A 22,515-nucleotide genomic window follows, 5' to 3' on the forward strand; every position below is an offset into this window, starting at 1 on the left:
GGTCGGGGGTGAGGGTGGGGGTGGGGGTCGGGGCGGGCTTGCGGGTGGGGGACTGGCCGAGGAGGAGGGCGCCGAGGGCGAGGGTGAGGCCGAGGAGCTGCCAGGGGGTGAGGGTCTGGTGGAGGACGACGAGGCCGCCGAGGGTGGCGACGACGGGGTTGACCAGGCCGAGGAAGGAGACCGGGCCGGCGCCGAGGCGGTCGATGCCGCGGAACCAGAGGACGTAGCCGACCGCGGTGCTGAAGAGGCTGAGGTAGGCGAAGCCGGCCAGGTTGGCGCCGCTGAGCGCGGGCGGGGCGCCCTCGACGAAGGCGGCTAGCGGGACGAGGACGACGGAGCCGGCGAGGAGCTGCCAGGCGGTCACGTCGAGCATGGTCGCGCCTTCGGGGCGGCCCCAGCGGCGGATGAGGACGGTGCCCATCGCCATCAGCGCGATCGCGGCGGCCATCGCGGCGATGCCGAGGGCGTCGAGCCGGGCGCCGCCGTTGAGGACGAGCAGGGCCACGCCGCCGACGCCGACCAGCCCGGCGACCAGGGCCCGCCGGCCGGGCCGTACGCCCAGCACGCCGATGGAGAACCCGGCGACGAGCAGCGGCTGGATCGCGCCGATGGTGGCGGCGACGCCGCCGGGCAGGCGGTAGGCGGCGACGAAGGTGAGCGGGAAGAACAGCCCGATGTTGAGCATGCCGAGGATCGCCGCGCGGCCCCACCAGCGCCCCTTGGGGAGCTTGCGGCCGAGGAGGAGCAGGAGGAGCCCGGCGGGGAGGGCGCGCAGCGCGGCGAGCAGGAGCGGGCGGCCCTCGGGCAGCAGCTGGGTGGTGACCAGGTAGGTGGTGCCCCAGGCGGCCGGGGCGAGGGCTGCGGTGGCGGCGATGCCGATGCGCTTGCGGTCCATCAGAGATCCCCCTGAACGTTGATTATCTGAACGTTGAGATATTTCTACGCCCGGCGGTAGCTGAACGTCAAGTATGTGAGCGTTAAGATATGTGGACCGGGAGGGGGCCGGTGAACGACGGCAGTCACGAAAGGCGGACGACCATGCAGGAGCGCGACACCATCGACGGGATCGTCGAGCAGTGGACCGGGACCGGGCTCGACCTCGACCTCGACGTCATCGCCCTGGTCGGCCGGATGCGCCGCCTCGGCGTCCGGGTCGAGAACGCCCTGCGCGAGTACTTCACCAGCTGCGGCCTGGACTCCTCCGAGTTCGACGTCCTCGCCACCCTGCGCCGCTCCGGCGAACCGTACGAACTCAACGCCCGCGCGCTGCTCAAGGCCGCGATGGTCACTTCGGGCGCCATCACCAACCGCGTCGACCGCCTCTCCGCGAAGGGCCTGGTGGAGCGCCGCCCCTGCCCGGACGACCGCCGCGCCGTCCTGGTCCGCCTCACCCCGGCCGGCAAGGACCTCATCGACTCCGTCCTGGACGGCCACGTCCGCAACGAGCAGCGCATCCTCGCCGCCCTCGACGCCGGTGAACGCGCCCAGCTCGACGGCCTGTTGCGCAAGCTCCTGGTCGCCCACGGGGACACCGAGCCGGTGCTCGGGCGGCGCTGACGACCGGCCCGCGTGTCCGCGAGCCGCCCGGGTGCGTTAACCCGGGTGGGAGACCGCACCGGAGGAGAAGGCCGATGAAGGACAGGACGCCCAGGGACATCGCCGTCGACGACCAGCTGCGCGCGGCCGGCGCGGAGGGCGCGCAGTGGCTCGCCGACTCCGGGTGGGGGCCGCCGGTGAAGGTGCCGGTGCAGCAGGCCGCCGGCTGGCTCCAGGAGACCCGTTCCCGGATGCTGGCCTCGCAGGAGGACGAGTCCTGCACCTGGTGCGACCACCTGATCCACGGCGGGCCGCAGCCCGTCGTCGTGCACGCCGAACACCCGACCCACCTGGTCTGCCGCGCCTGCTCGATCACCGCCCGGCCGAACCGCGCCTGCCTGGACTGCGGGAAGCCGGCCGACTCGAAGTCCCCGGCCGACGGCCGCGAGGACGTCTTCATGGGCCCGGTGGCGATCTACACCCGCCTGCGCTGCGCCCCCTGCCACGCCCGCGGCAACCCCCGCCGGGGCACCTTCGGCCAGGGCGGCTGACGCCGCCGGGGTGGTCAGATCTGGTCGGTGAGGGTCTTGAGGTGGGTGATGGCGGTGTCGAAGTCGCCCTGCATCCGGTCGTAGGCGCCGGAGTCCCCGGCGGCCACCGCGTCGCAGTTCTTGGTGGTCTTCTGGAGGTCGGCGAGGACCTGGCCCCACTCCGTGGGGGCGCCCGCCTCCGGCCGGACGCCGTCGACCTTCGTGGCCAGGGTCGCGCACGCCTTGCCCACGGCCGCCGGGTCGCCGTGGGTGCTCATGATGGCCGTGGTCATCGGCAGCACGGCGGCGCTCACGGTGCCGAACTGCGAGGACTGCAGGGCCCAGGCCTGCACGGGGTTGGCGCTCGCGCTCGGCCCGGTACTCGCAGCGGAGGGGGCGGGGGTGGAGGCGGCGGCCGAGGGGGCCGCCGCCGGGGTGGCCGCGGGGGTGCTGCGCGCGCACCCCGCCAGGGCGGCAGCGGTCACGAGCAGGCAGGTGGCGGCGGCGCGGCGCATGGGTTTCCTTCGGTCCGTTGGTGCGACGAGCCGCGACCGTACCCGCTGCTCCGCCCGCCGGCGACGGCGGGGGTCAGTTGCCCGCGGCCACCGTCACGACCGGCTCGTGGCGGACCGGGAAGTTGACCGAGTTGGCGATGAAGCAGGACCGGTGGGCGTCCGCGTGCAGGGCGACGGCCTTGTCCACCATGGCCTCCTCCGCGACCTCGACGCGCGGGTGGAGCACCGCCGAGGTGAAGTGCCCGCCGTCCGCCGTCTCGGCCATCCGTCCGACCGGCTGGTCGCTGTACGAGGTGACGACGACGCCGTTGACCGCGCACAGGTGCAGGTACCACAGCAGGTGGCACTGGGAGATGGAGGCGAGCAGCAGCTGCTCGGGGTTCCAGCGGGCCGGGTCGCCGCGGAAGGCGGGGTCGGAGGAGCCCGGGATGGTGGGCAGGCCCGGGGCGGAGACCTCGTGGTCGCGGGCGTAGGAGCGGTAGTCGCCGGTGCCGGTGCCCTGGTTGCCGGTCCAGGTGATCTCGACGGTGTACGTGTGCTGCCTGGTCATGCCGATTGCCTCCGGGGGCCGGGAACCTGCTGGTCGGTCACCGGACAGTCAACCGCAGGTGGCGACCCGGGCGAGAACGGTTCGGGCACACTCCTGAGCCGTCGCCCGCGTGGTGTCGATCACCAGGTCGTAGCCGACGCCCGTGTGCACCGCCGTCGCCTGCGCGGCGGCCATCCCGGCGACGCGGTCGCCGCGGGCGGCCTCCCGGGCGGCGGCGACGGCCGGGTCGCAGCGCACGCCGACCCAGAGCACGTCGAGGCCGTCCAGCGCCGTACGCCACCGGGCCTGCGAGGCGGCGCCGCCGAGGAACACCTCGTCGACGATGACGTGCGCGCCGGCCCGGGCCATCGCCGCGACGCCGAGCGTCCAGGCGGCGTCCAGGGCGGCGAAGGCGGGGCCGACCTCGACGGTGCCGTCGCCGTCCGTCACGCCGCCGAGGCCGTCGGCCCCGCCGAGCAGTCGCGGCGGCAGCGCCTCGACCAGGGTGTCGGCGCCGAGGTGCAGCCAGGGTTCCGGCAGCAGTTCCTGCAGCTGCCGGGCGAGGCTCGACTTGCCGGAGCTGGAGCCGCCGTTGAGGACGATCACGCGCATGCGCGCATCCTACGGACGGGCCGCTCCGGCGGCACCGCAACAACCGCCGACCGGGCCCGTCACCCGGCGTCGTACGCCGCCGCGGCCGCCGCGAAGGACGCGGCGAGCCCGGGCGTCCCGGCCCAGTGCAGGTGCAGGTAGGAGGCGTGCACGTTGCCGGCCGCGAAGCCCTCCCGGCGCGGGCCGCCGGGCAACTGCCAGCCCCAGGCGGGGAGTTCGCCGGCGCCCGGCTCGCAGACCGTCCGGTGGAACTCGTGCCCGCGCAGCCGGGTGCCGGCCGGGGCGAGCGGGGAGTCGTGCAGGGCGACGGCCTCCCGGTAGCCGAGGGTGAGCCGTTCGGTCATCCGGGCGTCGGTGTCGAGCACGCCGCACATCGGCAGGCCGTCCAACTCCCGCCCGAGGTAGAGCAGTCCGGCGCACTCGGCGGCGACCGGCCCGCCGGAGGCGGCGAACGCGGCGATGGCCGAGCGCAGTTCGGCGTTGCCGCTCAACTCCCGGACGTACAGCTCCGGGAAGCCGCCGCCGATGACCAGGCCGGCCGTGCCCTCGGGCAGGGCGGAGGCGTGCAGCGGGTCGAACGGGACGACCTCCGCGCCCGCCGCGCCGAGCAGTTCGGCGTTCTCGGCGTACGAGAAGGAGAACGCCGCGCCGCCGGCCACGGCGATCCGCGGCCGGCCGGCGACCGGCGCCACCTCGGCGTACGGGTCCCACGGCTCGGCGTCCAACTCCGGTGCGGTGCGCGCGAGTTCCAGCAGGGCGTCGAGGTCGACCGAGGAGGCGACCAGGTCCCCCATGTCCGCGACGGCCTTCAGCGCCTCCGCCGAGCGCTCCACGGCCGGGATCAGCCCGAGGTGCCGGGACGGCGTGGCGACGGCGGCCGAGCGGCGCAGCGCGCCGAGCACCGGCACGCCCGAGCCCTCTTCCAGTGCCTCGCGCAGGAGTTGCTCGTGCCGGTCGGAGGCGACCCGGTTGAGGATCACCCCCGCCAGGCGCACCTGCGGGTCCCAGGAGGCGAAGCCGTGCACCAGCGCGGCGACCGACCGGGACTGCGAGGAGCCGTCGACCACCAGCACCACGGGCGCCCGCAGCAGCTTGGCGACGTGCGCGGTGGACGCCAGCTCCCCGCGCCCGGAGGCCCCGTCGAACAGCCCCATGACGCCTTCGACCACCGCGACGTCGGCGCCCGCCGCGCCGTGCAGGAACAGCGGCGCGATCCGCTCCGGCCCGCACATGAAGGCGTCCAGGTTGCGGCCCGGGCGCCCGGCGGCGAGCGCGTGGTAGCCCGGGTCGATGTAGTCCGGGCCGACCTTGTGCGGGGACACCGCCAGCCCGCGCGCGGCGAGCGCCGCGATCAGGCCGGTGGCGACGGTGGTCTTGCCGGCGCCGGAGGAGGGCGCGGCGACGACGAGGCGGGGGATGTTGCTCAAGAGGTCACCACTCGATACCGCGCTGGCCCTTGCGGCCGGCGTCCATGGGGTGCTTGACCTTGGTCATCTCGGTGACCAGGTCGGCGACTTCGGTCAGCGCCTCGGGCGCGTACCGGCCGGTGATGACGACGTGCTGGCTGCCGGGGCGGTCCTTGAGCACGGCGACCACCTCGTCCGGGTCGATCCACCCCCAGTGCATCGGGTAGGTGAACTCGTCCAGCACGTAGAAGCGGTAGGTCTCGGCCGCGAGGTCGCGCTTGACCTGCTCCCAGCCCTCCTTGGCCGCCTCCTCGCTGGTCATCTCCTGCTCGGCGGAGCGCTGGATCCAGGACCAGCCGGAGCCCATCTTGTGCCAGTCGACGGTGCCGCCCTCGCCGGAGGCGCCGAGCACGCGCAGCGCGTTCTCCTCGCCGACCTTCCACTTGGCGGACTTCACGAACTGGAACACCCCGACCGACCAGCCCTGGTTCCAGGCCCGCAGCGCCATGCCGAACGCGGCCGTGGACTTGCCCTTGCCGGGGCCGGTGTGCACGGCGGTGATCGGCTGCGTGCGGCGCTGACGGGTCGTCAGGCCGTCGTCGGGGACGCTCTCGGGGACTCCCTTGGGCATGTCGGCTCAGGCCGCCTTTCGCATCGAACGGATGGGCTTCGCGGAGTTCGCGGTGTTCGCGGGCCTCACGGGGTTCGCGGGCCGCGCGGAGTTCACGGAACGGCTCTCGCGGACGAGCGAGGCCACGCCCTCGGCGCGCAGCTCGTCCAGGCTGACGGCGGAGCCGCCCAGCAGCCCGGCCAGGGTGCGGGCCAGGCCCAGCCGGACCGGGCCGGACTCGCAGTCCAGCACCACGCTGGCGGTGCCCTGCGCGGCGAACAGCGCGGCCGCGCGGTGGGACCGGGCGACGGCGTCCCGCCCGCCGGTGGCCCGCCCGTCGGTCACCACGACCAGCAGCGGGCGCCGGCTCGGGTCGCGCAGCCGCTCGACCCGCAGCACCTCGTGGGCGCGCAGCAGGCCGGCGGCCAGCGGGGTCCGCCCGCCGGTGGGCAGCGACTCCAGCCGCGCGGCGCCGACCTCGACGGAGGAGGTGGGCGGCAGCGCCAGCTCGGCGTCGGCGCCCCGGAAGGTGACCATGCCGATCTTGTCGCGCCGCTGGTAGGCGTCCATCAGCAGGGACAGCACGGCGCCCTTGACGGCGGTCATCCGCTGCCGGGCGGCCATCGAGCCGGAGGCGTCGACGACGAACAGCACCAGGTTGGACTCCCGCCCCTGGCGCACCTGTTCGCGGAAGTCGTCCCGGTGCAGCACCAGCGCCCGGCCGTCCCGCCCGCGCGCCACCTGGTGCGGCGCGGCGGCCTGCAGGGTCGCGGTCAGGTGCAGCCGGCTCAGCGTGCCCTGCGGCCGCCGGGCGCGGACGGTGTGCCCGCCGGTGGTCTCGGCGGGGGAGCGGCGGCCCTGCGCGCCGTGCCCGGTGCCCTTCACGGTGAACAGCCGGGTCCGGTACGGGTCGCCGGCCGCGACGGGCGCCGACTCCCGTGCGGGCGCGGGGTGTTGGGCCGGTACGGGCGGTTGCGCGGGCTCGTCCTCGGCCGAGGTGGCCGGTCCCGGCTCCGGCGCGGCGCCGTCGAACGGCTCGGGGGCGCCACCGCCCTCGGGGCCGCCGCCGTCCGGGCCGCCGTCCTCCGGGCCGCCGTCGCCGGGGCCGTCGCCGTCGGGCCCGCTGTCCGGCCCGTCACCATCAGGACCGTCCCCCTCGGGTTCCGGCTCCGCCGGCTCCTCCGGCTGCGCGTGCTCCTCCAGCGTCCGGTCCAGCTGCTCCTCGTCCAGCCCGGGCGCGTCGAACGGGTTGCGCCGCCGCCGGTGCGGCAGCGCCAGCTGGGCGGCCTTGCGGACGTCCTCCTCCAGCACCTCGGTGCGCCCGGCCCAGGCGGCCAGCGCGACGGCGGTGCGCGCCATCACGATGTCCGCGCGCAGCCCGTCCACCTCGAACGCGGCGCACACGGCGGTGATCTGACGCAGCGCCACATCGGTCAGCTCGACCTTGGGCAGCAACTCCCGGGCGGCGGTGATGCGTTCGGCGAGCTCCCGCTCCTCCTCGGCGAACCGCGCCGCGAAGCCGGCCGGGTCGGCGTCGTACCCGAGCCGCCGCCGGACGACCTCGGCCCGCTCGGCCGGGTCCCGGGTGGCGGCGATCTCGACGGTCAGGCCGAACCGGTCGAGCAGCTGCGGCCGCAGCTCGCCCTCCTCCGGGTTCATCGTGCCGACCAGCAGGAACCGCGCCGCGTGCCGCACCGACACGCCCTCGCGCTCGACGTACGAGCGGCCCATCGCGGCGGCGTCCAGCAGCAGGTCGACGACGTGGTCCTGGAGCAGGTTCACCTCGTCGATGTAGAGCACGCCCCGGTGCGCCTTGGCGAGCAGCCCGGGCTCGTACGCCTTGACGCCCTCGGCGAGCGCCCGCTCCAGGTCGAGCGAGCCGACGATCCGGTCCTCGGCCACGCCGACCGGCAACTCGACCAGCTGGGAGGGTCGTTCGTGACCGGCGACGGAGGTGTGCGGCCCGTCCGGGCACTGCGGGTCCGGTGCGGCCGGGTCGCAGGCGAAGCGGCAGCCGTCCACGGCGGCGATGGAGGGCAGCAGCCCGGCCAGCGCGCGCACCATGGTGGACTTCGCGGTGCCCTTCTCGCCGCGCACCAGCACGCCGCCCACGGCCGGGGAGACGGCGTTGAGCAGCAGCCCGAGCCGCAGGTCGGCCATGCCGACGATCGCGGTGAACGGATAGCGGACGTCAGTCATGCGTCACTCCCACAGGTGCCCCGGGCGGGAGGAAGGGCAGCGATCCGGCCGCCGGCACCCCGCCCTCGATCAGCTTCCACAGCGCGTCGGTGTCCGCGTGCTCCTCGATCAGGTCGCCCAGCCGGTCGAGCCGGGCCTCGCGCGCCTCGGCGAAGCAGGTGTCCGGTGCCGGCATGAACGCCCGCCCGGCCAACTCGGCGACCTCGCGCAGGAGTTCGCGACGGAACCCGTCGTTCTCCAGCGCGCCGTGCCAGGTGGTGCCCCACACCGAGCCGACCCGGCAGCCGTCCAGACCCTGCCCACGGCCATCGGAGACGAACGGCTCCCCGCCGTCCACCGTGGCCACCCCGTGGTGGATCTCGTACCCCTCGACCCGCTGCCCGTACGCCTCGCCCACCGGCCGGGCCAGCACCTTCTCGACGCCGAACCGGATGTCGGCCGGCAGCAGGCCGAGCCCCGGGACGAGGCCCGCCCCGGACTCCACCGCGTCGTCGATCGAGCGCGCCAGCATCTGGTAGCCGCCGCAGACGCCGAGGATCGGCAGCCCGGCCGCCGCCCGTGCCTTCAGCGCAGGCTCCAGGCCGCGCTCGCGCAGCCAGGCGAGGTCGGCCACGGTGGCCCGGGTGCCGGGCAGCACCACCAGGTCGGCGTCGGCCAGTTCCTCCGGCCGGGTCGCCCAGCGCACCAGCACGCCAGGCTCCTGCGCCAGCGCGTCCAGGTCGGTGAAGTTGGACAGCCGGGGGAAGCGCACCACGGCGACCCGCAGCACGTCCGCCCCGAGCGGCCCGCGCCCGTCCACCCGGTCCACCACGGTGGACAGGTCCAGCGAGTCCTCGGCGTCCAGCCACAGCCCGGGCAGCATCGGCAGCGTGCCCAGGACCGGGCGGCCGGTCAGCTCGCGCAGCATCTCCAGCCCGGGCGCGAGCAGCCGCCCGTCGCCGCGGAACTTGTTGACGAACCAGCCGGCGACGTGCCGCTGGTCCTCCGCCGACAGCAGCGCCAGCGTGCCGTACATCGCGGCGAACACCCCGCCGCGGTCGATGTCGCCGACCACCACGACGGGCAGGGCGGCGGCGGTGGCCAGGCCCATGTTGGCGATGTCGCGGTCGCGCAGGTTGATCTCGGCCGGCGAGCCGGCGCCCTCGCACACCACCACGTCGTAGCGACGGCGCAGGTCGGCCAGGCACTCCAGGGCGCGCTCCAGCAGGACGGGCTTGCGCTCGCGGTAGTCCAGCGCGCCGACCTCGGCGACCGGCTTGCCGAGCAGCACCACCTGGCTGCGGCCGTCCGCCCCCGGCTTCAGCAGCACCGGGTTCATCGCCGCCTCCGGCTCGACCCGGGCCGCCTGCGCCTGCATCGCCTGGGCGCGGCCGATCTCGGCGCCGTCCGCGGTGACGAAGGAGTTCAGCGACATGTTCTGCGCCTTGAACGGCGCGACCCGCACGCCCTGACGGACCAGCCAGCGGCAGATCCCGGCCGTGACCACGCTCTTGCCCGCGTCCGAGGTCGTCCCGGCGACCAGCAGCGCGTTGCTCATACTCCCGCCTCGCTTCGCCCGGCGGGCGCTTCGCACCGTGCGCACCTTCCGATGGCTCGCTCTCCCCCAGCCTCCGGCCGGGGGTACCCCCATCGCTCGCTCATGCCCCACCCCTCTTGCGGAACGCGCGCAGCAGCACGTGCCCCGCGACCGTCGTACCCAGCGCCAGCGCGCCGACCCGCCGCGACAGCGTGCAGGCCCGCTCGATGTCGTCCACCGTCACCGGCCGCAACTCCTCGCCCAGTACGGGCCGGTGCTCGACCCGCTCGCCGTACTGCAAGGTCCCGCCCAGCCGGACGCCGACCGCGCCGGCGAAGGCCGACTCGGCCTGGCCCGCGTTCGGGCTCGGGTGCGCGGAGCCGTCCCGCCGCCAGACCCGCCAGGCGGTCCGCGGCTCGGGGGCGGCAGCCACCGTCAGCAGCGCCGTCAGCCGGGCGCCCGGCCAGCCCGCGACGTCGTCCAGCCGGGCGGAGGCCCAGCCGAACCGGGCGTAGCGGGGCGAGCGGTGGCCGACCATCGCGTCCAGGGTGTTGACCGCACGGAACGCCAGCAGGCCCGGCGTGCCCGCCAGGGCGCCCCAGGCCAGCGCGTTGACCACGGCGTCGGCGGTGTTCTCGGCCACCGACTCGACGACGGCGCGGGCGATCTGCTGCTCGTCCAGGGCGCTCGGGTCCCGCCCGCACAGGTGCGGCAGCCGCTCCCGGGCGGCCGCCAGGTCGCCGGCGGCCAGCGAGCGGCCGATGGCGCGCGCCTCCCGGGTCAGCGAGGTGCCGCCGAGCACCGTCCAGGTCGCGGCCGCCGCGAGCGCCGCCCGGCCCAGCGGGCGCCGGCCGACTGTGCGGTCCAGGGCGAGCGCGCCGGCCGCGACGGTGCCCACGCACAGCGCCGTGTACGCCGCGCCGGCCGCCCGGCCGTCCCGCCACAGCCGCCGCTCCAGCCCGGTCGCAGCGGTGCCGAAGGCGGCCACCGGGTGGCCGCGGCGGGGATCGGCGAAACGGGCGTCGACGGCGTACCCGGCGACGGCGCCCAGCGCGAACGCGGCGGCCCGGGCCGCCGGGCGTATGGGGCGCGCGGCGAGCGCCCGCGCGTCGACGGCCCGCGCGGCTACCGGGCGCACGGCGGAAGGCAGCTCGAAGTCCGGCGGGGTGGGGCAGCCTGCATCGCGTGCGTGTCCTCACTCAGGGTCCGCGCCCTGGCTCGACGTACCGGGGGCGAGAGTCTCCTGGCTTCCGGGTCGGACGCACTCCCGGGCCTTCCAGCAGCCCCCAGCGATAACTGACAGCCCGCCGTGGCGTTGTCCGAGCGTGCTCCCCGGTGACAGTGGCGGGACCGCGCCGGACTCGCACCGGCTTCCTCTCCATGCCTCCGTTTGGCCCCGGAATCCCATCACGCTGCCGAACCGGCAGTCAACCGAGGTCACGGAGGGGTTGGTCACAGCGCGCACCGCGCCGAGCTGTGCGATCGCCCAGCCGTACGCCGGCCCCGCCCCGGCCGCTTCGTGGCTTCGGCACCTGGGCCCGGCCCGCCGCACGCCCCTACCGTTCGGCCATGCGCCGCAGACAGCCCCCGGCCCCGCTCCCGGTGCCGTTCTCGCCCGCCGCCGCCCGCTCCCACCGCACCGGCCTCGGCCTGACGCCCGAGCAGGTCGCGGACGGACTGGCCGCACACGGCGTCAGGCTGCTGCCCGCCCACGTGCGCGCCTGGGAGAGCGGTGAGCTGCACCCGGACGAGACGGAGCTGGTCGCGCTCGCCCGCGTCCTGTGGTGCACCGCCGCCCAGCTGATGGGCACCCGCCCGGTGGGGCTGCGCGACCACCGGCTGGCCCGCGAACTGACCCAGCAGGCGGCCGCCGGCCGGATCGGCGTCGCCCTGCCCGTCTACCGGGAGGCCGAACGGACCGGCCGTTGGGAGGGCGACGCGGCCGCGACCCGCGCCCTGGCGGAGACGCTCGGGCTGGCCCCCGCCGCCCTCGTCGAGGCCACCGGCCGCCGGGACGCCCTCGACCGGCTGCTGCGGCGCTGCGTGGACGGCCGCTGGCAGGCGCACCTGGCGGCCGTCGCCCGGATCGTCCCGGCCGACCGCGACGACCTGGCCGCCGCCCTGGCCACCCTCCATCAGGAGCACGCCGTCCCCGGCCACTGGGGCGCCCCGGGCGTCAGACCCGTCGCCGGGCGCCTCACCGACCGCTTCCTGGAACTCCTGGCGACTTCTCGGCCACCGGACCACCGAAATCCCGCCTGATCCCCCGTCCCCGTGCCCCGGACGGCCCAGCCCGGTGGCCCGGCGCGCCGCCCGCCGGTGAACTGGTGCACGAACACCGCCCGGACCGACCAGCAGAGCGGGGAACGAAATGCGTTGGGGAACCGCAGCCGTCGTGGCGGCCGCCGCCGTAGGGGCCGCCGTCCTGGTGGTCGGTCGCAAGGCCTCGGAGCGGATGGTGCGGCCGGAGACCGCCGCGCCGGAGTCCGGGCCGCTCGTCGTCCAGCGCCTCGCCGCCGGCCGGGTCACCTTCACCCGCCGCCCGGAGAGCCTGCGCCCCGGCCGCTGGGCGGTCGAGTGGGAGGGCAGCGGCCATGCCGTCGTCGAGGAGGTGCTGCACAGCGACGCGCAGGGCGTCACCCGGCGGCTCGTCCGGGCCGACCGGGGCACCCTGGCTCCCGGCACCGAGGTCCGCTTCACCCCGCGCGTCCTGCTCGGCGACCCGACCACGGCGCTCGGCCTCCCCTTCACCGGGACCACCGCCGAGGGCGAACTCGGCGACCTCCCCGCCTGGTACGTCGACGGCAAACGCGGCACCTGGGTGATCCTGGTGCACGGCCCCGGCGCCGACCGGCAGCAGACGCTCCCGGTGCTCCCCGTCCTGGACCGGCTCAGCATGCCCGCGCTGGCCGTCACCTACCGCGGCGACGAAGGTGCCCCCGCCTCCCCGGACGGGCTCAGCCACTTCGGCGAGACCGAGTGGCGGGACGTCGAGTCGGCGATCCGGCTGGCGCTCGACAACGGCGCGGGCAAGGTCATCCTGTACGGCTGGTCGGTCGGCGCGACCATGGTCCTGCAGGCCGCCGCCCGCTCCGCCTGGTCGCACGCCGTCCGCGGCCTGATCCTGGACTCGCCGGTGCTGGACCTCCAGGCCAGTGCCCGGCGCGACGCCCGCCGGGCCGGCTGGTCCGGCGCCGTCGCCGAGCTCGGCGCGCTCGCCGCCCAGGGCCGCACCGGCGTCGACCTCGCCGACTTCGCCCGCATCGCCGAGGGCGCCGACCTGCACGTGCCCACCCTGCTGCTGCAGAGCCCGGACGACCCGATCGCCCCGCTGCGGGCCGCCGAGCACCTCGCCCACGCCCGGCACGGCGTGGTCAGCCTCCAGGCCTTCCCCGGCGCCGACCACGCCGCGCTGTGGAACTCCGCCCCCGAGCGCTACACCGAACTCCTCCGCCGCTGGCTCACCCCCCTCCTGTGATCTCCTGTGATCTCCTGTGAGCTCCCAGGAACGAATGCGAAAGCGCGGGAAGTCGGACCGGCCGACTTCCCGCGCTTTCGCCGCTCCCGAACCCGGTTCGTCCGTGGCCGATCTTCGGCGCTCGCCCGGCGGTCCGCACCGCACGCGAAGTCGATGCCCGCTTCTCCATTCGCTTTCCCGCCGCCCCGTTGTGCGCGAGAAGTCGGCCCCGTCGACTTTCCGTGCGGAACGCGGAACGCGGAACCCGAAACGCGGATCCCGAAACCGAAGGGTCCGATTTCCGTCCCGCCCGTCCGACGGCCCGGGCGGCTCCGGCGGGCGCCCGTACACGGAGCGTGACCGCCCGGTCGGGCACCGCGACCGACCCGCGCACCCTGGCATGGACCCGCCACACGTTTCCGGCCAGCCGGTTTGCCACTGTTGCCCGATCTTGCGGAGGTGCCGTCCGGGCGCGTCCGGTCGTACGGACAACCGGATGTGACAGAAGGCCCGTGCAAGGGGAAGACTGCTCGACGTGACGTCTCGGAACCCGCGCGACCGTGATGCCCCGCTCCAACCGACGATCGGTACCGGTGCGACGGTGACCCGTCTCCCCGGTACGGCCCACCGGCCAGCCGGTGGCAGGCCGGGCGGGGCCGGTGTACCCAGGCCCGGCGTACCCCGCCGACGGGGCCCGGCCCCGGCGCCCGGGCGGGGCCGGGTTCCGGTCCCGGAGGGCTTCCCCGCCCCCGCCGAGCTGGCGCCGCTGGCCCGCCGGATGCTGGTGGACGCCGTGCGGATCGCCCGCTGGGCCGGCGATCTGGAAGAGGTCGACAAGCGCGGCGAGCTGCTGCCCGAGGACGCCCGCGCCGCGGGCCGCGCGCTGGCGATGACAGTCGGCGCCGCTGCGAAGGCCTGGGGCCAGGCCCTGCTGGTCGGCCTGGTGGAGGCCCGGGACGGCGGAGCCGGCCCCGGCTGGCGCCTGCACGCCTGGGAGCACGACGACGAGGCCGTGGTGCGCGGCTGGTCCGCGCTGTTCGACGCCTGGACGCTGCTCGCGCCCGTCCCGCCCGCCGCCCTGCGCGGCGTGTTCGCCGTCCTGGCCGGCCAGGCCGTCGACCAGGCCCCGCAGCTGCTGTCCTTCCTGCACCTGGTGGACGGCCCGGTCGCCGACGTCGAGCTGCTGGAGCTGCTGCGCCGCGGCCTGGACGAGCGCCGCGTGGGCGGCGCCGTCGGCCCGGGCATCTCGCCGGTGCCGCACGCGGCCTCCGCCGTGTCGGCCGTGCGCGGCACCTGCCGGGAGCCGCAGATCGACACCCCGGCCGCGCCGTCCGACGTGGCCGCCGTACTGGACTGGATGCTGGACGGCCTGGCGGCGGTCGGCGCGGTGGTCCGCGCGGACGACGCCGCCGAGCTGTCCCCGCTGGGCCACTGGGCGGTGCGGGCGAAGCTGGAGGAGATCTGCACCGTCGCGCAGACCGCGGCCGGGCACATCGAGCAGAGCGCCTTCGAGCTGCTGAACGCCTGCGCCGACTACTCCCCGGGCCCGGCCCGGGCGGAGTACCGGGCCTGGGTGGCGGCCCGCCCCGCGGACCGCGCGGTGGCCGAGCTGCTGGACGCGGCCCAGGGTGACGACGCGCTGGTGCGCGGCCTGGCCTTCGAGGCGCTGCGGGTGGCCGGCGGCCCGGCGGAGCAGGCGGTGCGGGCGGCGGTGGACGAGCCGGTGCTGCGCCCGTACGCGCTGCTGTGGCTGGCCGAGCGCGCGGACGAGGGGGTCTCCCCGGCGGACGTGCTGGGCGCGGAGGACGCGGCCTGGCTGTGGGTGGACACCGCGGCGGCGGTGCTGGACCACGGCGAGACGGAGCTGCTGGTCGGGCACGTCGAGGGCGCCTCGGCCGGCGACCCGGTGCGGCTGTTCGCCCGGGCCCGGCAGTCGGGTCACCCGCGCGCGGCCTCGGTGCTGACGGCGGTCTCGGGCGTGCACCCGGACCCGGGCGTGGCGCGGGCCGCCCGCCGTTCCGCGTTCAGCGTCCACAACGGCGGCGCGTAGCGGTCGGCGCAGACGGAAGGCAAACGGAAGAAGGGCCCGGAACCACCAGGTTCCGGGCCCTTCCGCGTGCAAGCGATCGGTCTCAGCCGAGCCGCGACTCCGCCCGCCGGGCGCGGACGTCGCCGACCTTCTGCCCGACCTTGCGCCGGATGACCAGCAGCGGCGCCATCGCGGCCAGCGTGATCTGGGCGAACGCACCGACGTGCAGCAGCGCGTCGCCGCCCGGCAGGCCGGTCGCCCAGGCGGCCAGGCAGCCGATGGAGACGACGATCCAGCAGAGCGTCGCGGTGGCCAGCAGCCCCTGCGGCTTCGGGTACTCGATCCGGCTGACCATCAGGTACGCGGCGCCGAAGATGGCGAGCAGACCGAGCTGGAACGGCGGGTCGAGCAGCACGATGGCGATCACCGTCATCGCGCCCATCGGGCAGGGCATGCCCTGGAACACCCCGGGCCGCATCTTGACGGCCGAGAAGCGGGCCAGCCGCAGCACGACCGCGAGCAGCACGGTCAGCGCGATGAGCGCCGAGAGCTTGCTGCTGGAGCCGGTCGACGAGACCATGCCCCAGACCGCGACGAAGTAGGCCGGCGCGATGCCGAAGCTGATCAGGTCGGCCAGGTTGTCCAGTTCCGCCCCGAGGGCCGAGGAGCGCAGCTTGCGCGCCACCAGGCCGTCGAAGAGGTCGCACATCGAGCCGATCAGCAGCAGCGTGACCGCGGTGGCGGCGCTGTGCCGGTCCGGAGCGGCGTCCGGGTTGGTGATGTGCGGGACGAGGACCCCGGTGGTGATCGAGTAGATCGCCAGGAAGCCGCAGACGGCGTTCCCCAGGGTCAGGAAGTCGGCGGTGGACAGGTGCTGCGGAGAGCGCGGGGCGCGCAGCTCGCGGTCGCGCGCCCAGCGGCGGCGGCGCAGGGACGTCTCCTCGTCGTCCAGGCCGACGATTGTCTCAGGATCAGTCACGGTCAAGGCGCGTCACCCCGGCTGTGGTCTTCTGGCCGACCTCGACGCCGACCTCGACGCCGGCCGGCAGGTAGGTGTCGACCCGGGACCCGAACCGGATCAGGCCGATCCGGTCTCCCTGCTCGACCTTGGTACCGGCGGCCACGTACGGCACGATGCGGCGGGCCACGGCCCCCGCGATCTGGACCATCTCGATGTCGCCGAGTTCGGTGTCGAAGTGCCAGACGACCCGCTCGTTCTGGTCGCTGTCCTTGTTGAACGCGGGCACGAAGCCGCCCGCGACGTGCTCGACCGACGTCACCGTGCCCGGAAGGGGCGCGCGGTTGACGTGGACGTTGAGCGGGCTCATGAAGATCGCGACGCGGGTGCGGCCGTCCGGCCAGGCGTCGATGCTCTGCACCACGCCGTCCGCGGGGGAGATCACTCTGCCCGTGCCGATCTCACGCTCGGGGTCGCGGAAGAACCACAGCATGCCCGCGCTCAGCGCGCAGGCGGGGACCGCCGCCAGGGCCCACTTGCCGCTGCGCCGGGTGAGGGCGGTGGTCACGGCGGCCGTGGCGAGGGTGGGGACGAACCAGGGGGTGGCTCCGCGCGCGATGGTCACGCGGGGTCGCCGACCGGCCGTCCGGGCTGCGAGGACGTCGCGGTCCGTGACGGAGGTGTGAGGGGACGGGCTGATGGGCATCGAAGACCTTTGTCGCGGGGGATCATGGCCGCTGGACGGGGGGCCACCGCGGGATCGGTAATAGAGGGACGGCTTGCTGTCCCGGTGGATGCTATCGGGAGCACACGGTGGGTGGGCAACCCGCCTGCTCGTTCATGTGTCCGGCGGGAGCGCGTACACGCACCCACCTCTATGACCGTAGCTCGGCCCGCTCCGGTTCCCAAGGGACCGGGCGCGGCTGGTGACTCTTGTCTCAGCGGCGGAGCGGGCTGAACCCGCCGGGGCAGCGGGGGGTCGAGGGGCCGGGGGAAACGGCCGGGACGCCCGGAAACGGGTGTACGGAAGCGGCCGCAGGGCGCGTTGCTGCAGCTGTACGCCCTGCGGCCGCTTCCGGAGGGCCGTGCCGGACCCAGGCGGACCAGGCCGGGCCCGTGACGGGGCACGGCGCTCTGCCGGGGCGGGCCCGCACGCCCGTCTCCCGGCTGTTCGCGGGGGCCGCGGGCGTTCCCCGCCCGCGGCCCGGTGATCGGAAGGCGACCGATCAGCGACCGATCAGCGACCGATCAGCGATCAATCGGCGACCTATCAGCGATCAACCAGCGATCGAACCGCGACCGCGCGGTGATCGCCCGCTGATCGACCGGTGATCATCCGGTGATCGGAGGCCGATCACTCGGCGATCTTGTACTCCTCGAGGAGCCGGCGCCCGACGATCATCTTCTGGATCTCCGCAGTTCCTTCACCGATGAGCAGCATCGGGGCCTCGCGGTAGAGGCGCTCGATCTCGTACTCCTTGGAGAAGCCGAAGCCGCCGTGGATGCGGAAGGCGTCCTCGACGACCTCCTTGCAGTACTCGGAGGCCAGGTACTTGGCCATGCCGGCTTCCAGGTCGTTGCGCTGGCCGCTGTCCTTCTTGCGGGCGGCCATGACCATCATCTGGTGCGCGGCCTCGACCTTGGTGGCCATCTCGGCCAGCTTGAACTGGATGGCCTGGTGCTCGGCGATCTTCTTGCCGAAGGTGGAACGCTGCTGGGCGTAGGAGATGCCCAGCTCGAAGGCGCGGCGGGCGACGCCGCAGCCGCGGGCGGCGACGTTGACGCGGCCGACCTCGACGCCGTCCATCATCTGGTAGAAGCCCTTGCCGGGGACGCCGCCGAGGACGCGGTCGGCCGGGATCCGGACGTCCTCCAGCACCAGCTCGGTGGTGTCGACGCCCTTGTAGCCCATCTTCTCGATCTTCCCGGGCACGGTGAGGCCGGGCACGGTCGGGTTCGGGCCGAAGCCGGCCGTCTTCTCGATCAGGAAGGTGGTCATGTTCTTGTACGGGGTGCTGCCGCCCTCGTCGGTCTTGCACAGGACCGCGACCAGGGTGGAGGTGCCGCCGTTGGTGAGCCACATCTTCTGGCCGTTGAGGACGTAGAAGTCGCCGTCCTTGACGCCCTTGGTGGAAATGGCGGAAACGTCCGAGCCGAGACCGGGCTCGGACATCGAGAAGGCGCCGCGGAGCTCGCCGGCGGCCATCTTCGGCAGGAAGTAGTCCTTCTGCTCCTGGGTGCCGTGGGCGTTGATCATGTGCGCCACGATGAAGTGGGTGTTCACGATCCCGGAGACGGACATCCAGCCGCGGGCGATCTCCTCGACCACCAGGGCGTAGGTGAGCAGGGACTCGCCGAGGCCGCCGTACTCCTCGGGGATGGTGAGGCCGAACAGCCCGAGCTGCTTCATGCCCTCGACGATGGCGGTCGGGTACTCGTCCTTGTGCTCCAGCTCGGTCGCGACCGGAATGATCTCCTTGTCGACGAAATCCCGCACGGTGGCGAGGATGTCCCGCTGGATCTCGGTGAGGCCGTCGGTCTGTGCCAGGCGTCCCATCGTGCGGCTCCGATTTGTTCTGAGGGTCCGGGGGGGGGATTGCCGGGGGCCCTGCCGGCGTGGCTGCGGCAGCAGGGCCCCCGTTCCGGGTGGGGGTCGGCCGATGACGGCGGCCGCCCCGTCCGGGGTCTTTCTTTTCGGGAGGAGCTCTTCGGGAGGAGTCAGGAGAGCGGGGTGGGGCGCCCGGGCTGCTCGCCGCCGCGCTCCTTGATGTACGTCTCGGTCGGCACCATCACCTTGCGGCGGAAGATGCAGACGACCGTGCCGTCCTGCTTGTACCCCTTGGTCTCGACGTAGACGATGCCCCGGTCGTCCTTGGACTTGGAGGGCCACTTGTCGAGCACGGTGGTCTCGCCGTAGATGGTGTCGCCGTGGAAGGTCGGCGCGACGTGCCGCAGCGACTCGATCTCCAGGTTGGCGATCGCCTTGCCGGAGACGTCCGGGACGGACATGCCGAGCAGCAGCGAGTAGATGTAGTTGCCCACCACGACGTTCTTGCCGAAGTCCGTCGTCTTCTCCGCATAGTTGGTGTCCATGTGGAGCGGGTGGTGGTTCATGGTGAGCAGGCAGAAGAGGTGGTCGTCGTACTCGGTGACCGTCTTGCCGGGCCAGTGCTTGTAGACCGCGCCGACCTCGAACTCCTCGTAGGTGCGTCCGAACTGCATGATCAGGCCTCCGGGGCTTCGAACTTCGAGGTGCGCTGCATGCCGGCGGCCCGGCCCTTGCCGGAGATGACCAGGGCCATCTTGCGGCTGGCCTCGTCGATCATCTCGTCGCCGAGCATCGCGGAGCCCTTGAAGCCGCCGGCCTCGGAGGTGCACCAGTCGTAGGCGTCGAGGATCAGCTCGGCGTGGTCGTAGTCCTCCTGCGAGGGCGAGTAGACCTCGTTGGCGATGGCGACCTGGTCCGGGTGCAGCACCCACTTGCCGTCGAAGCCGAGCGCGGCGGAGCGGCCGGCCACCTCGCGGTAGCCCTCCGCGTTGCGGATCTGCAGGTACGGGCCGTCGATGGCCTGCAGGTCGTTGGCGCGGGCGGCCATCAGGATGCGCATCAGGATGTAGTGGTAGGCGTCGGCGTGGTAGCCGGGGGGCTGCTCGCCGACCACCAGGGACTTCATGTTGATCGAGGCCATGAAGTCGGCCGGGCCGAAGATGATGGTCTCCACGCGCGGCGAGGCCTCGGCGATCGCGTCGACGTTGATCAGGCCCTTGGCGTTCTCGATCTGCGCCTCGATGCCGATCTTGCCGACCTCGAAGCCCATGGTCTTCTCGATCTGGGTGAGCAGGAGGTCGAGCGCCTTGACCTGCTCGGCGGTCTGCACCTTGGGCAGCATGATGCAGTCGAGGTTCTGGCCGGCGCCCTCGACGACGGTGATCACGTCGCGGTAGGTCCAGTGCGTGGTCCAGTCGTTGACGCGCACGACGCGGGTCTTGTTGCCCCAGTCGCCGTTGTTGAGGGCGTCGACGATGTTGTGCCGGGCGCTCTCCTTGACCAGCGGGGCGCAGGCGTCCTCCAGGTCGAGGAAGACCTGGTCGGCCGGCAGGCCCTGGGCCTTCTCCAGGAAGCGCGGGTTGCTGCCCGGTACGGCGAGGCAGGAGCGGCGCGGGCGCAGTCGGTTGACAGCAGTCATGGAAATCGAGGGTTCCTTCCCAGTGGTCAGCTGGTTGCCGCGGTCGGTGCGGGCGTCCACGGCTGGAGCTTGTTGGCCAGCCGGATCTCGTCCACGATCCGGCCGATGATGGTGGTGATGCCGAAGTCCTTCGGGGTGAACACGGCGGCGACGCCGGCGGCCTTGAGGGCCTCGCCGTCCGCTGCCGGGATGATGCCACCCACGATCACCGGAACATCCTCCACCCCGGCCCGGCGCAGCCGCTTCAGCACGTCGGGGACGAGCTCGGAGTGCGCGCCGGAGAGGATGGACAGGCCCACGCAGTGCACGTCCTCCGCGACGGCGGCGGAGACGATCTGCTCCGGGGTGAGCCGGATGCCCTGGTAGACCACCTCGAACCCGGCGTCGCGGGCCCGTACGGCGATCTGCTCGGCACCGTTCGAGTGCCCGTCCAGGCCGGGCTTGCCGACCAGCAGGCGCAGCTTCCCGGCACCCAGCTCCTCGGCGGTGGCGGCCACCGCGTCGCGGACCTGGGCGAGTTCGCCGCCGGGCTCGGCGGCCACGGCCACCGGGGCGCCACCGACGCCGGTGGGCGCCCGGTACTCGCCGAAGACCTCGCGCAGGGCGAAGGACCACTCGCCGGTGGTGACGCCGGCCCGGGCGCAGGCGAGGGTGGCCGGCATCAGGTTGGCGTCGGTGGCGGCGACGGCCTTGAGCTCGGCGAGCGCCTGCTGGGCGGCGGCCTCGTCGCGGCTGCCGCGCCAGGCCTCCAGGTTGGCGAGCACGGACTGCTCGGAGGCCGGGTCGACCACCATGATCGCGGTGTCGAGGTCGGCCGTGAGCGGGCTCTCCTCGGTGGTGTCGAAGCAGTTGACGCCGACGATCTTGTCCTCGCCGGCCTCGATCCGGGCCCGGCGGGCAGCGTGCGAGGAGACCAGGTTGGACTTCAGATAGCCGGACTCGACGGCCGGGATGACGCCGCCCATCTCCAGCACCTTGGCGATCTCCGCCTCGGCACCGGCCAGCAGTTCGGCGGTCTTGGCCTCGATCACCTCGGAGCCGTTGAAGATGTCGCCGTACTCCAGCAGGTCCGACTCGTACGCCAGCACCTGCTGGATGCGCAGCGACCACTGCTGGTCCCACGGCCGGGGCAGGCCCAACGCCTCGTTCCAGGCGGGGAGTTGGACGGCGCGGGCGCGGGCGTCCTTGGACAGCGTGACGGCCAGCATCTCCAGCACGATCCGCTGGACGTTGTTCTCCGGCTGGGCCTCGGTCAGGCCGAGCGAGTTGACCTGCACGCCGTAGCGGAACCGCCGCTGCTTCGGGTCGGTGACGCCGTAGCGCTCCCGGGTCACCTTCTCCCAGAGCCGGCCGAAGGCGCGCATCTTGCACATCTCCTCGACGAAGCGCACGCCGGCGTTCACGAAGAAGGAGATCCGGGCGACCACCTCGCCCATCCGCTCGACCGGCACCTGGCCGGAGTCGCGGACGGCGTCGAGCACCGAGATCGCGGTGCACATCGAGTAGGCGATCTCCTGGACGGGCGTCGCCCCGGCCTCCTGCAGGTGGTAGCTGCAGATGTTGATCGGGTTCCACTTGGGGATGTTGCCGACCGTGTAGGCGATCATGTCGGTGATCAGGCGCACCGAGGGGCCGGGCGGGAAGACGTGCGTCCCGCGCGACAGGTACTCCTTGACGATGTCGTTCTGGGTGGTGCCGGTGAGCCTGGCGATGTCCGCGCCCTGCTCCTCGGCGACCACCTGGTAGAGCGCCAGCAGCCACATCGCGGTGGCGTTGATCGTCATGGAGGTGTTGGTCTGCTCGAGCGGGATGCCGTCGAACAGGGTGCGCATGTCGCCGACGTGCCCGACCGGGACGCCGACCCGGCCCACCTCGCCGCGGGCGAGGATGTGGTCGGAGTCGTAGCCGGTCTGGGTCGGCAGGTCGAAGGCGACGGACAGGCCGGTCTGGCCCTTCGCCAGGTTCCGCCGGTAGAGCGCGTTGGAGTCGCTCGCGGTGGAGTGCCCGGCGTAGGTCCGCATCAGCCAGGGGCGGTCGCGCTTCTGAGGCTCAGTCATCTGGTCCGTCTCACACGTTCCGGAAGCGGTTGATGGCGTCGATGTGCTGGGCGCGGAACTCGGCGTCGCGCACGCCCAGGCCCTCCTCGGGGGCCAGGCAGAGCACGCCGACCTTGCCCTGGTGCTTGTTGTGGTGCACGTCCAGGGCGGCCTGGCCGGTCTCCTCCAGCGAGTAGACCTTGGACACGGTGGGGTGGATCTTGCCCTTGGCGATCAGGCGGTTGGCCTCGAACGCCTCGCGGTAGTTGGCGAAGTGCGAGCCGACGATGCGCTTGAGCGACATCCACAGGTAGCGGTTGTCGTACTGGTGCATGTAGCCGGAGGTGGAGGCGCAGGTGACGATGGTGCCGCCCTTGCGGGTGACGTACACCGAG

21 protein-coding genes and 1 riboswitch are annotated in these 22,515 nt (G+C 73.8%); of the genes, 5 read left to right on the forward strand and 16 right to left on the reverse strand.

The genetic code is table 11. From position 1 onward, the window contains the following. Nucleotides 1-895: EamA family transporter (locus VM95_RS33225; RefSeq protein WP_045703999.1), on the reverse strand; the 895-nt coding region annotated here is incomplete at its 3' end. 143 nt (nucleotides 896-1,038) lie between these two features. On the opposite strand from VM95_RS33225, the gene VM95_RS33230 reads away from it, so the two are divergent. Further along, nucleotides 1,039-1,557 carry a MarR family winged helix-turn-helix transcriptional regulator gene (locus tag VM95_RS33230; RefSeq protein WP_045704001.1) on the forward strand — a complete coding sequence of 173 codons (519 nt, stop codon included), beginning with the start codon at nucleotides 1,039-1,041 and terminating at the stop codon, nucleotides 1,555-1,557. Between the two features lie 74 nt (nucleotides 1,558-1,631). After that, the gene (locus tag VM95_RS33235; protein WP_045704003.1) at nucleotides 1,632-2,087 is read left to right on the forward strand and encodes a hypothetical protein; all 456 of its coding nucleotides are present in this window, start codon (nucleotides 1,632-1,634) and stop codon (nucleotides 2,085-2,087) included. 14 nt (nucleotides 2,088-2,101) lie between these two features. On the opposite strand, the gene VM95_RS39360 is transcribed toward VM95_RS33235, so the two are convergent. The 8 genes from VM95_RS39360 to VM95_RS33275 form a co-directional block, all read right to left on the reverse strand. Then, on the reverse strand, nucleotides 2,102-2,581 hold the full coding sequence (locus tag VM95_RS39360) for a hypothetical protein (RefSeq protein WP_052707720.1): 480 nt from the start codon (nucleotides 2,579-2,581) through the stop codon (nucleotides 2,102-2,104). 73 nt (nucleotides 2,582-2,654) lie between these two features. Beyond that, nucleotides 2,655-3,131 carry an OsmC family protein gene (locus VM95_RS33245; RefSeq protein WP_045704005.1) on the reverse strand — a complete coding sequence of 159 codons (477 nt, stop codon included), beginning with the start codon at nucleotides 3,129-3,131 and terminating at the stop codon, nucleotides 2,655-2,657. 48 nt (nucleotides 3,132-3,179) lie between these two features. After that, nucleotides 3,180-3,722, reverse strand: a complete 543-nt coding sequence (gene cpt, locus VM95_RS33250) for a chloramphenicol phosphotransferase CPT (RefSeq protein WP_208615568.1) — start codon at nucleotides 3,720-3,722, stop codon at nucleotides 3,180-3,182. A 59-nt stretch (nucleotides 3,723-3,781) separates the two neighbouring features. Beyond that, complete coding sequence (locus VM95_RS33255; protein ID WP_045704007.1) at nucleotides 3,782-5,149, reverse strand: cobyrinic acid a,c-diamide synthase CobB; 1,368 nt, start codon at nucleotides 5,147-5,149, stop codon at nucleotides 3,782-3,784. A 4-nt stretch (nucleotides 5,150-5,153) separates the two neighbouring features. Continuing rightward, nucleotides 5,154-5,759, reverse strand: coding sequence for a cob(I)yrinic acid a,c-diamide adenosyltransferase (gene cobO / locus VM95_RS33260; protein ID WP_045704009.1), 606 nt, complete (start codon nucleotides 5,757-5,759; stop codon nucleotides 5,154-5,156). Nucleotides 5,760-5,765: 6 nt separating this feature from the next. Then, nucleotides 5,766-7,937 carry a putative cobaltochelatase gene (locus tag VM95_RS33265; protein ID WP_078860921.1) on the reverse strand — a complete coding sequence of 724 codons (2,172 nt, stop codon included), beginning with the start codon at nucleotides 7,935-7,937 and terminating at the stop codon, nucleotides 5,766-5,768. After that, the gene (locus tag VM95_RS33270) at nucleotides 7,930-9,474 is read right to left on the reverse strand and encodes a cobyric acid synthase (RefSeq protein WP_045704011.1); all 1,545 of its coding nucleotides are present in this window, start codon (nucleotides 9,472-9,474) and stop codon (nucleotides 7,930-7,932) included. Before VM95_RS33270 ends, VM95_RS33265 begins: the two co-directional genes overlap by 8 nt. Before the next feature lie 100 nt (nucleotides 9,475-9,574). Continuing rightward, nucleotides 9,575-10,537, reverse strand: a complete 963-nt coding sequence (locus VM95_RS33275) for a cobalamin biosynthesis protein (RefSeq protein WP_045704029.1) — start codon at nucleotides 10,535-10,537, stop codon at nucleotides 9,575-9,577. 152 nt (nucleotides 10,538-10,689) lie between these two features. Then, a riboswitch (cobalamin riboswitch) is annotated at nucleotides 10,690-10,830 on the reverse strand. Between the two features lie 192 nt (nucleotides 10,831-11,022). Between VM95_RS33275 and VM95_RS33280 the strand changes: the two genes are divergently transcribed. The 3 genes from VM95_RS33280 to VM95_RS33290 all read left to right on the forward strand — a co-directional run bounded on the left by VM95_RS33280 (nucleotide 11,023) and on the right by VM95_RS33290 (nucleotide 14,960). After that, the gene (locus VM95_RS33280; RefSeq protein WP_052706294.1) at nucleotides 11,023-11,715 is read left to right on the forward strand and encodes a helix-turn-helix domain-containing protein; all 693 of its coding nucleotides are present in this window, start codon (nucleotides 11,023-11,025) and stop codon (nucleotides 11,713-11,715) included. A 109-nt stretch (nucleotides 11,716-11,824) separates the two neighbouring features. Continuing rightward, on the forward strand, nucleotides 11,825-12,931 hold the full coding sequence (locus VM95_RS33285; protein WP_045704013.1) for an alpha/beta hydrolase family protein: 1,107 nt from the start codon (nucleotides 11,825-11,827) through the stop codon (nucleotides 12,929-12,931). 757 nt (nucleotides 12,932-13,688) lie between these two features. After that, nucleotides 13,689-14,960, forward strand: coding sequence for a hypothetical protein (locus VM95_RS33290; protein WP_045704015.1), 1,272 nt, complete (start codon nucleotides 13,689-13,691; stop codon nucleotides 14,958-14,960). Between the two features lie 82 nt (nucleotides 14,961-15,042). Here VM95_RS33290 and VM95_RS33295 read toward each other — a convergent pair whose 3' ends face one another. The 7 genes from VM95_RS33295 to VM95_RS33325 form a co-directional block, all read right to left on the reverse strand. After that, complete coding sequence (locus VM95_RS33295) at nucleotides 15,043-15,924, reverse strand: CDP-alcohol phosphatidyltransferase family protein (RefSeq protein WP_425265383.1); 882 nt, start codon at nucleotides 15,922-15,924, stop codon at nucleotides 15,043-15,045. Then, nucleotides 15,911-16,603, reverse strand: a complete 693-nt coding sequence (locus VM95_RS33300) for a phosphatidylserine decarboxylase (protein WP_045704017.1) — start codon at nucleotides 16,601-16,603, stop codon at nucleotides 15,911-15,913. Before VM95_RS33300 ends, VM95_RS33295 begins: the two co-directional genes overlap by 14 nt. Before the next feature lie 648 nt (nucleotides 16,604-17,251). Next, nucleotides 17,252-18,454 carry an acyl-CoA dehydrogenase family protein gene (locus VM95_RS33305; RefSeq protein ID WP_045704018.1) on the reverse strand — a complete coding sequence of 401 codons (1,203 nt, stop codon included), beginning with the start codon at nucleotides 18,452-18,454 and terminating at the stop codon, nucleotides 17,252-17,254. A gap of 161 nt (nucleotides 18,455-18,615) precedes the next feature. Then, on the reverse strand, nucleotides 18,616-19,119 hold the full coding sequence (locus VM95_RS33310) for a MaoC family dehydratase (protein ID WP_045704019.1): 504 nt from the start codon (nucleotides 19,117-19,119) through the stop codon (nucleotides 18,616-18,618). 2 nt (nucleotides 19,120-19,121) lie between these two features. Continuing rightward, nucleotides 19,122-20,084: an HpcH/HpaI aldolase/citrate lyase family protein gene (locus VM95_RS33315; protein WP_045704035.1), complete on the reverse strand. Its 963-nt coding sequence runs from the start codon at nucleotides 20,082-20,084 to the stop codon at nucleotides 19,122-19,124. Between the two features lie 26 nt (nucleotides 20,085-20,110). After that, nucleotides 20,111-22,141 carry a protein meaA gene (locus VM95_RS33320; protein WP_078860922.1) on the reverse strand — a complete coding sequence of 677 codons (2,031 nt, stop codon included), beginning with the start codon at nucleotides 22,139-22,141 and terminating at the stop codon, nucleotides 20,111-20,113. 10 nt (nucleotides 22,142-22,151) lie between these two features. Further along, nucleotides 22,152-22,515 (reverse strand): zinc-binding dehydrogenase (locus VM95_RS33325; RefSeq protein WP_157882267.1); only part of this gene is annotated, 364 nt, incomplete at its 5' end.

Origin of the sequence: Streptomyces rubellomurinus, from assembly GCF_000961885.1 — a bacterium.
Classification (GTDB): domain Bacteria; phylum Actinomycetota; class Actinomycetes; order Streptomycetales; family Streptomycetaceae; genus Kitasatospora; species Kitasatospora rubellomurina.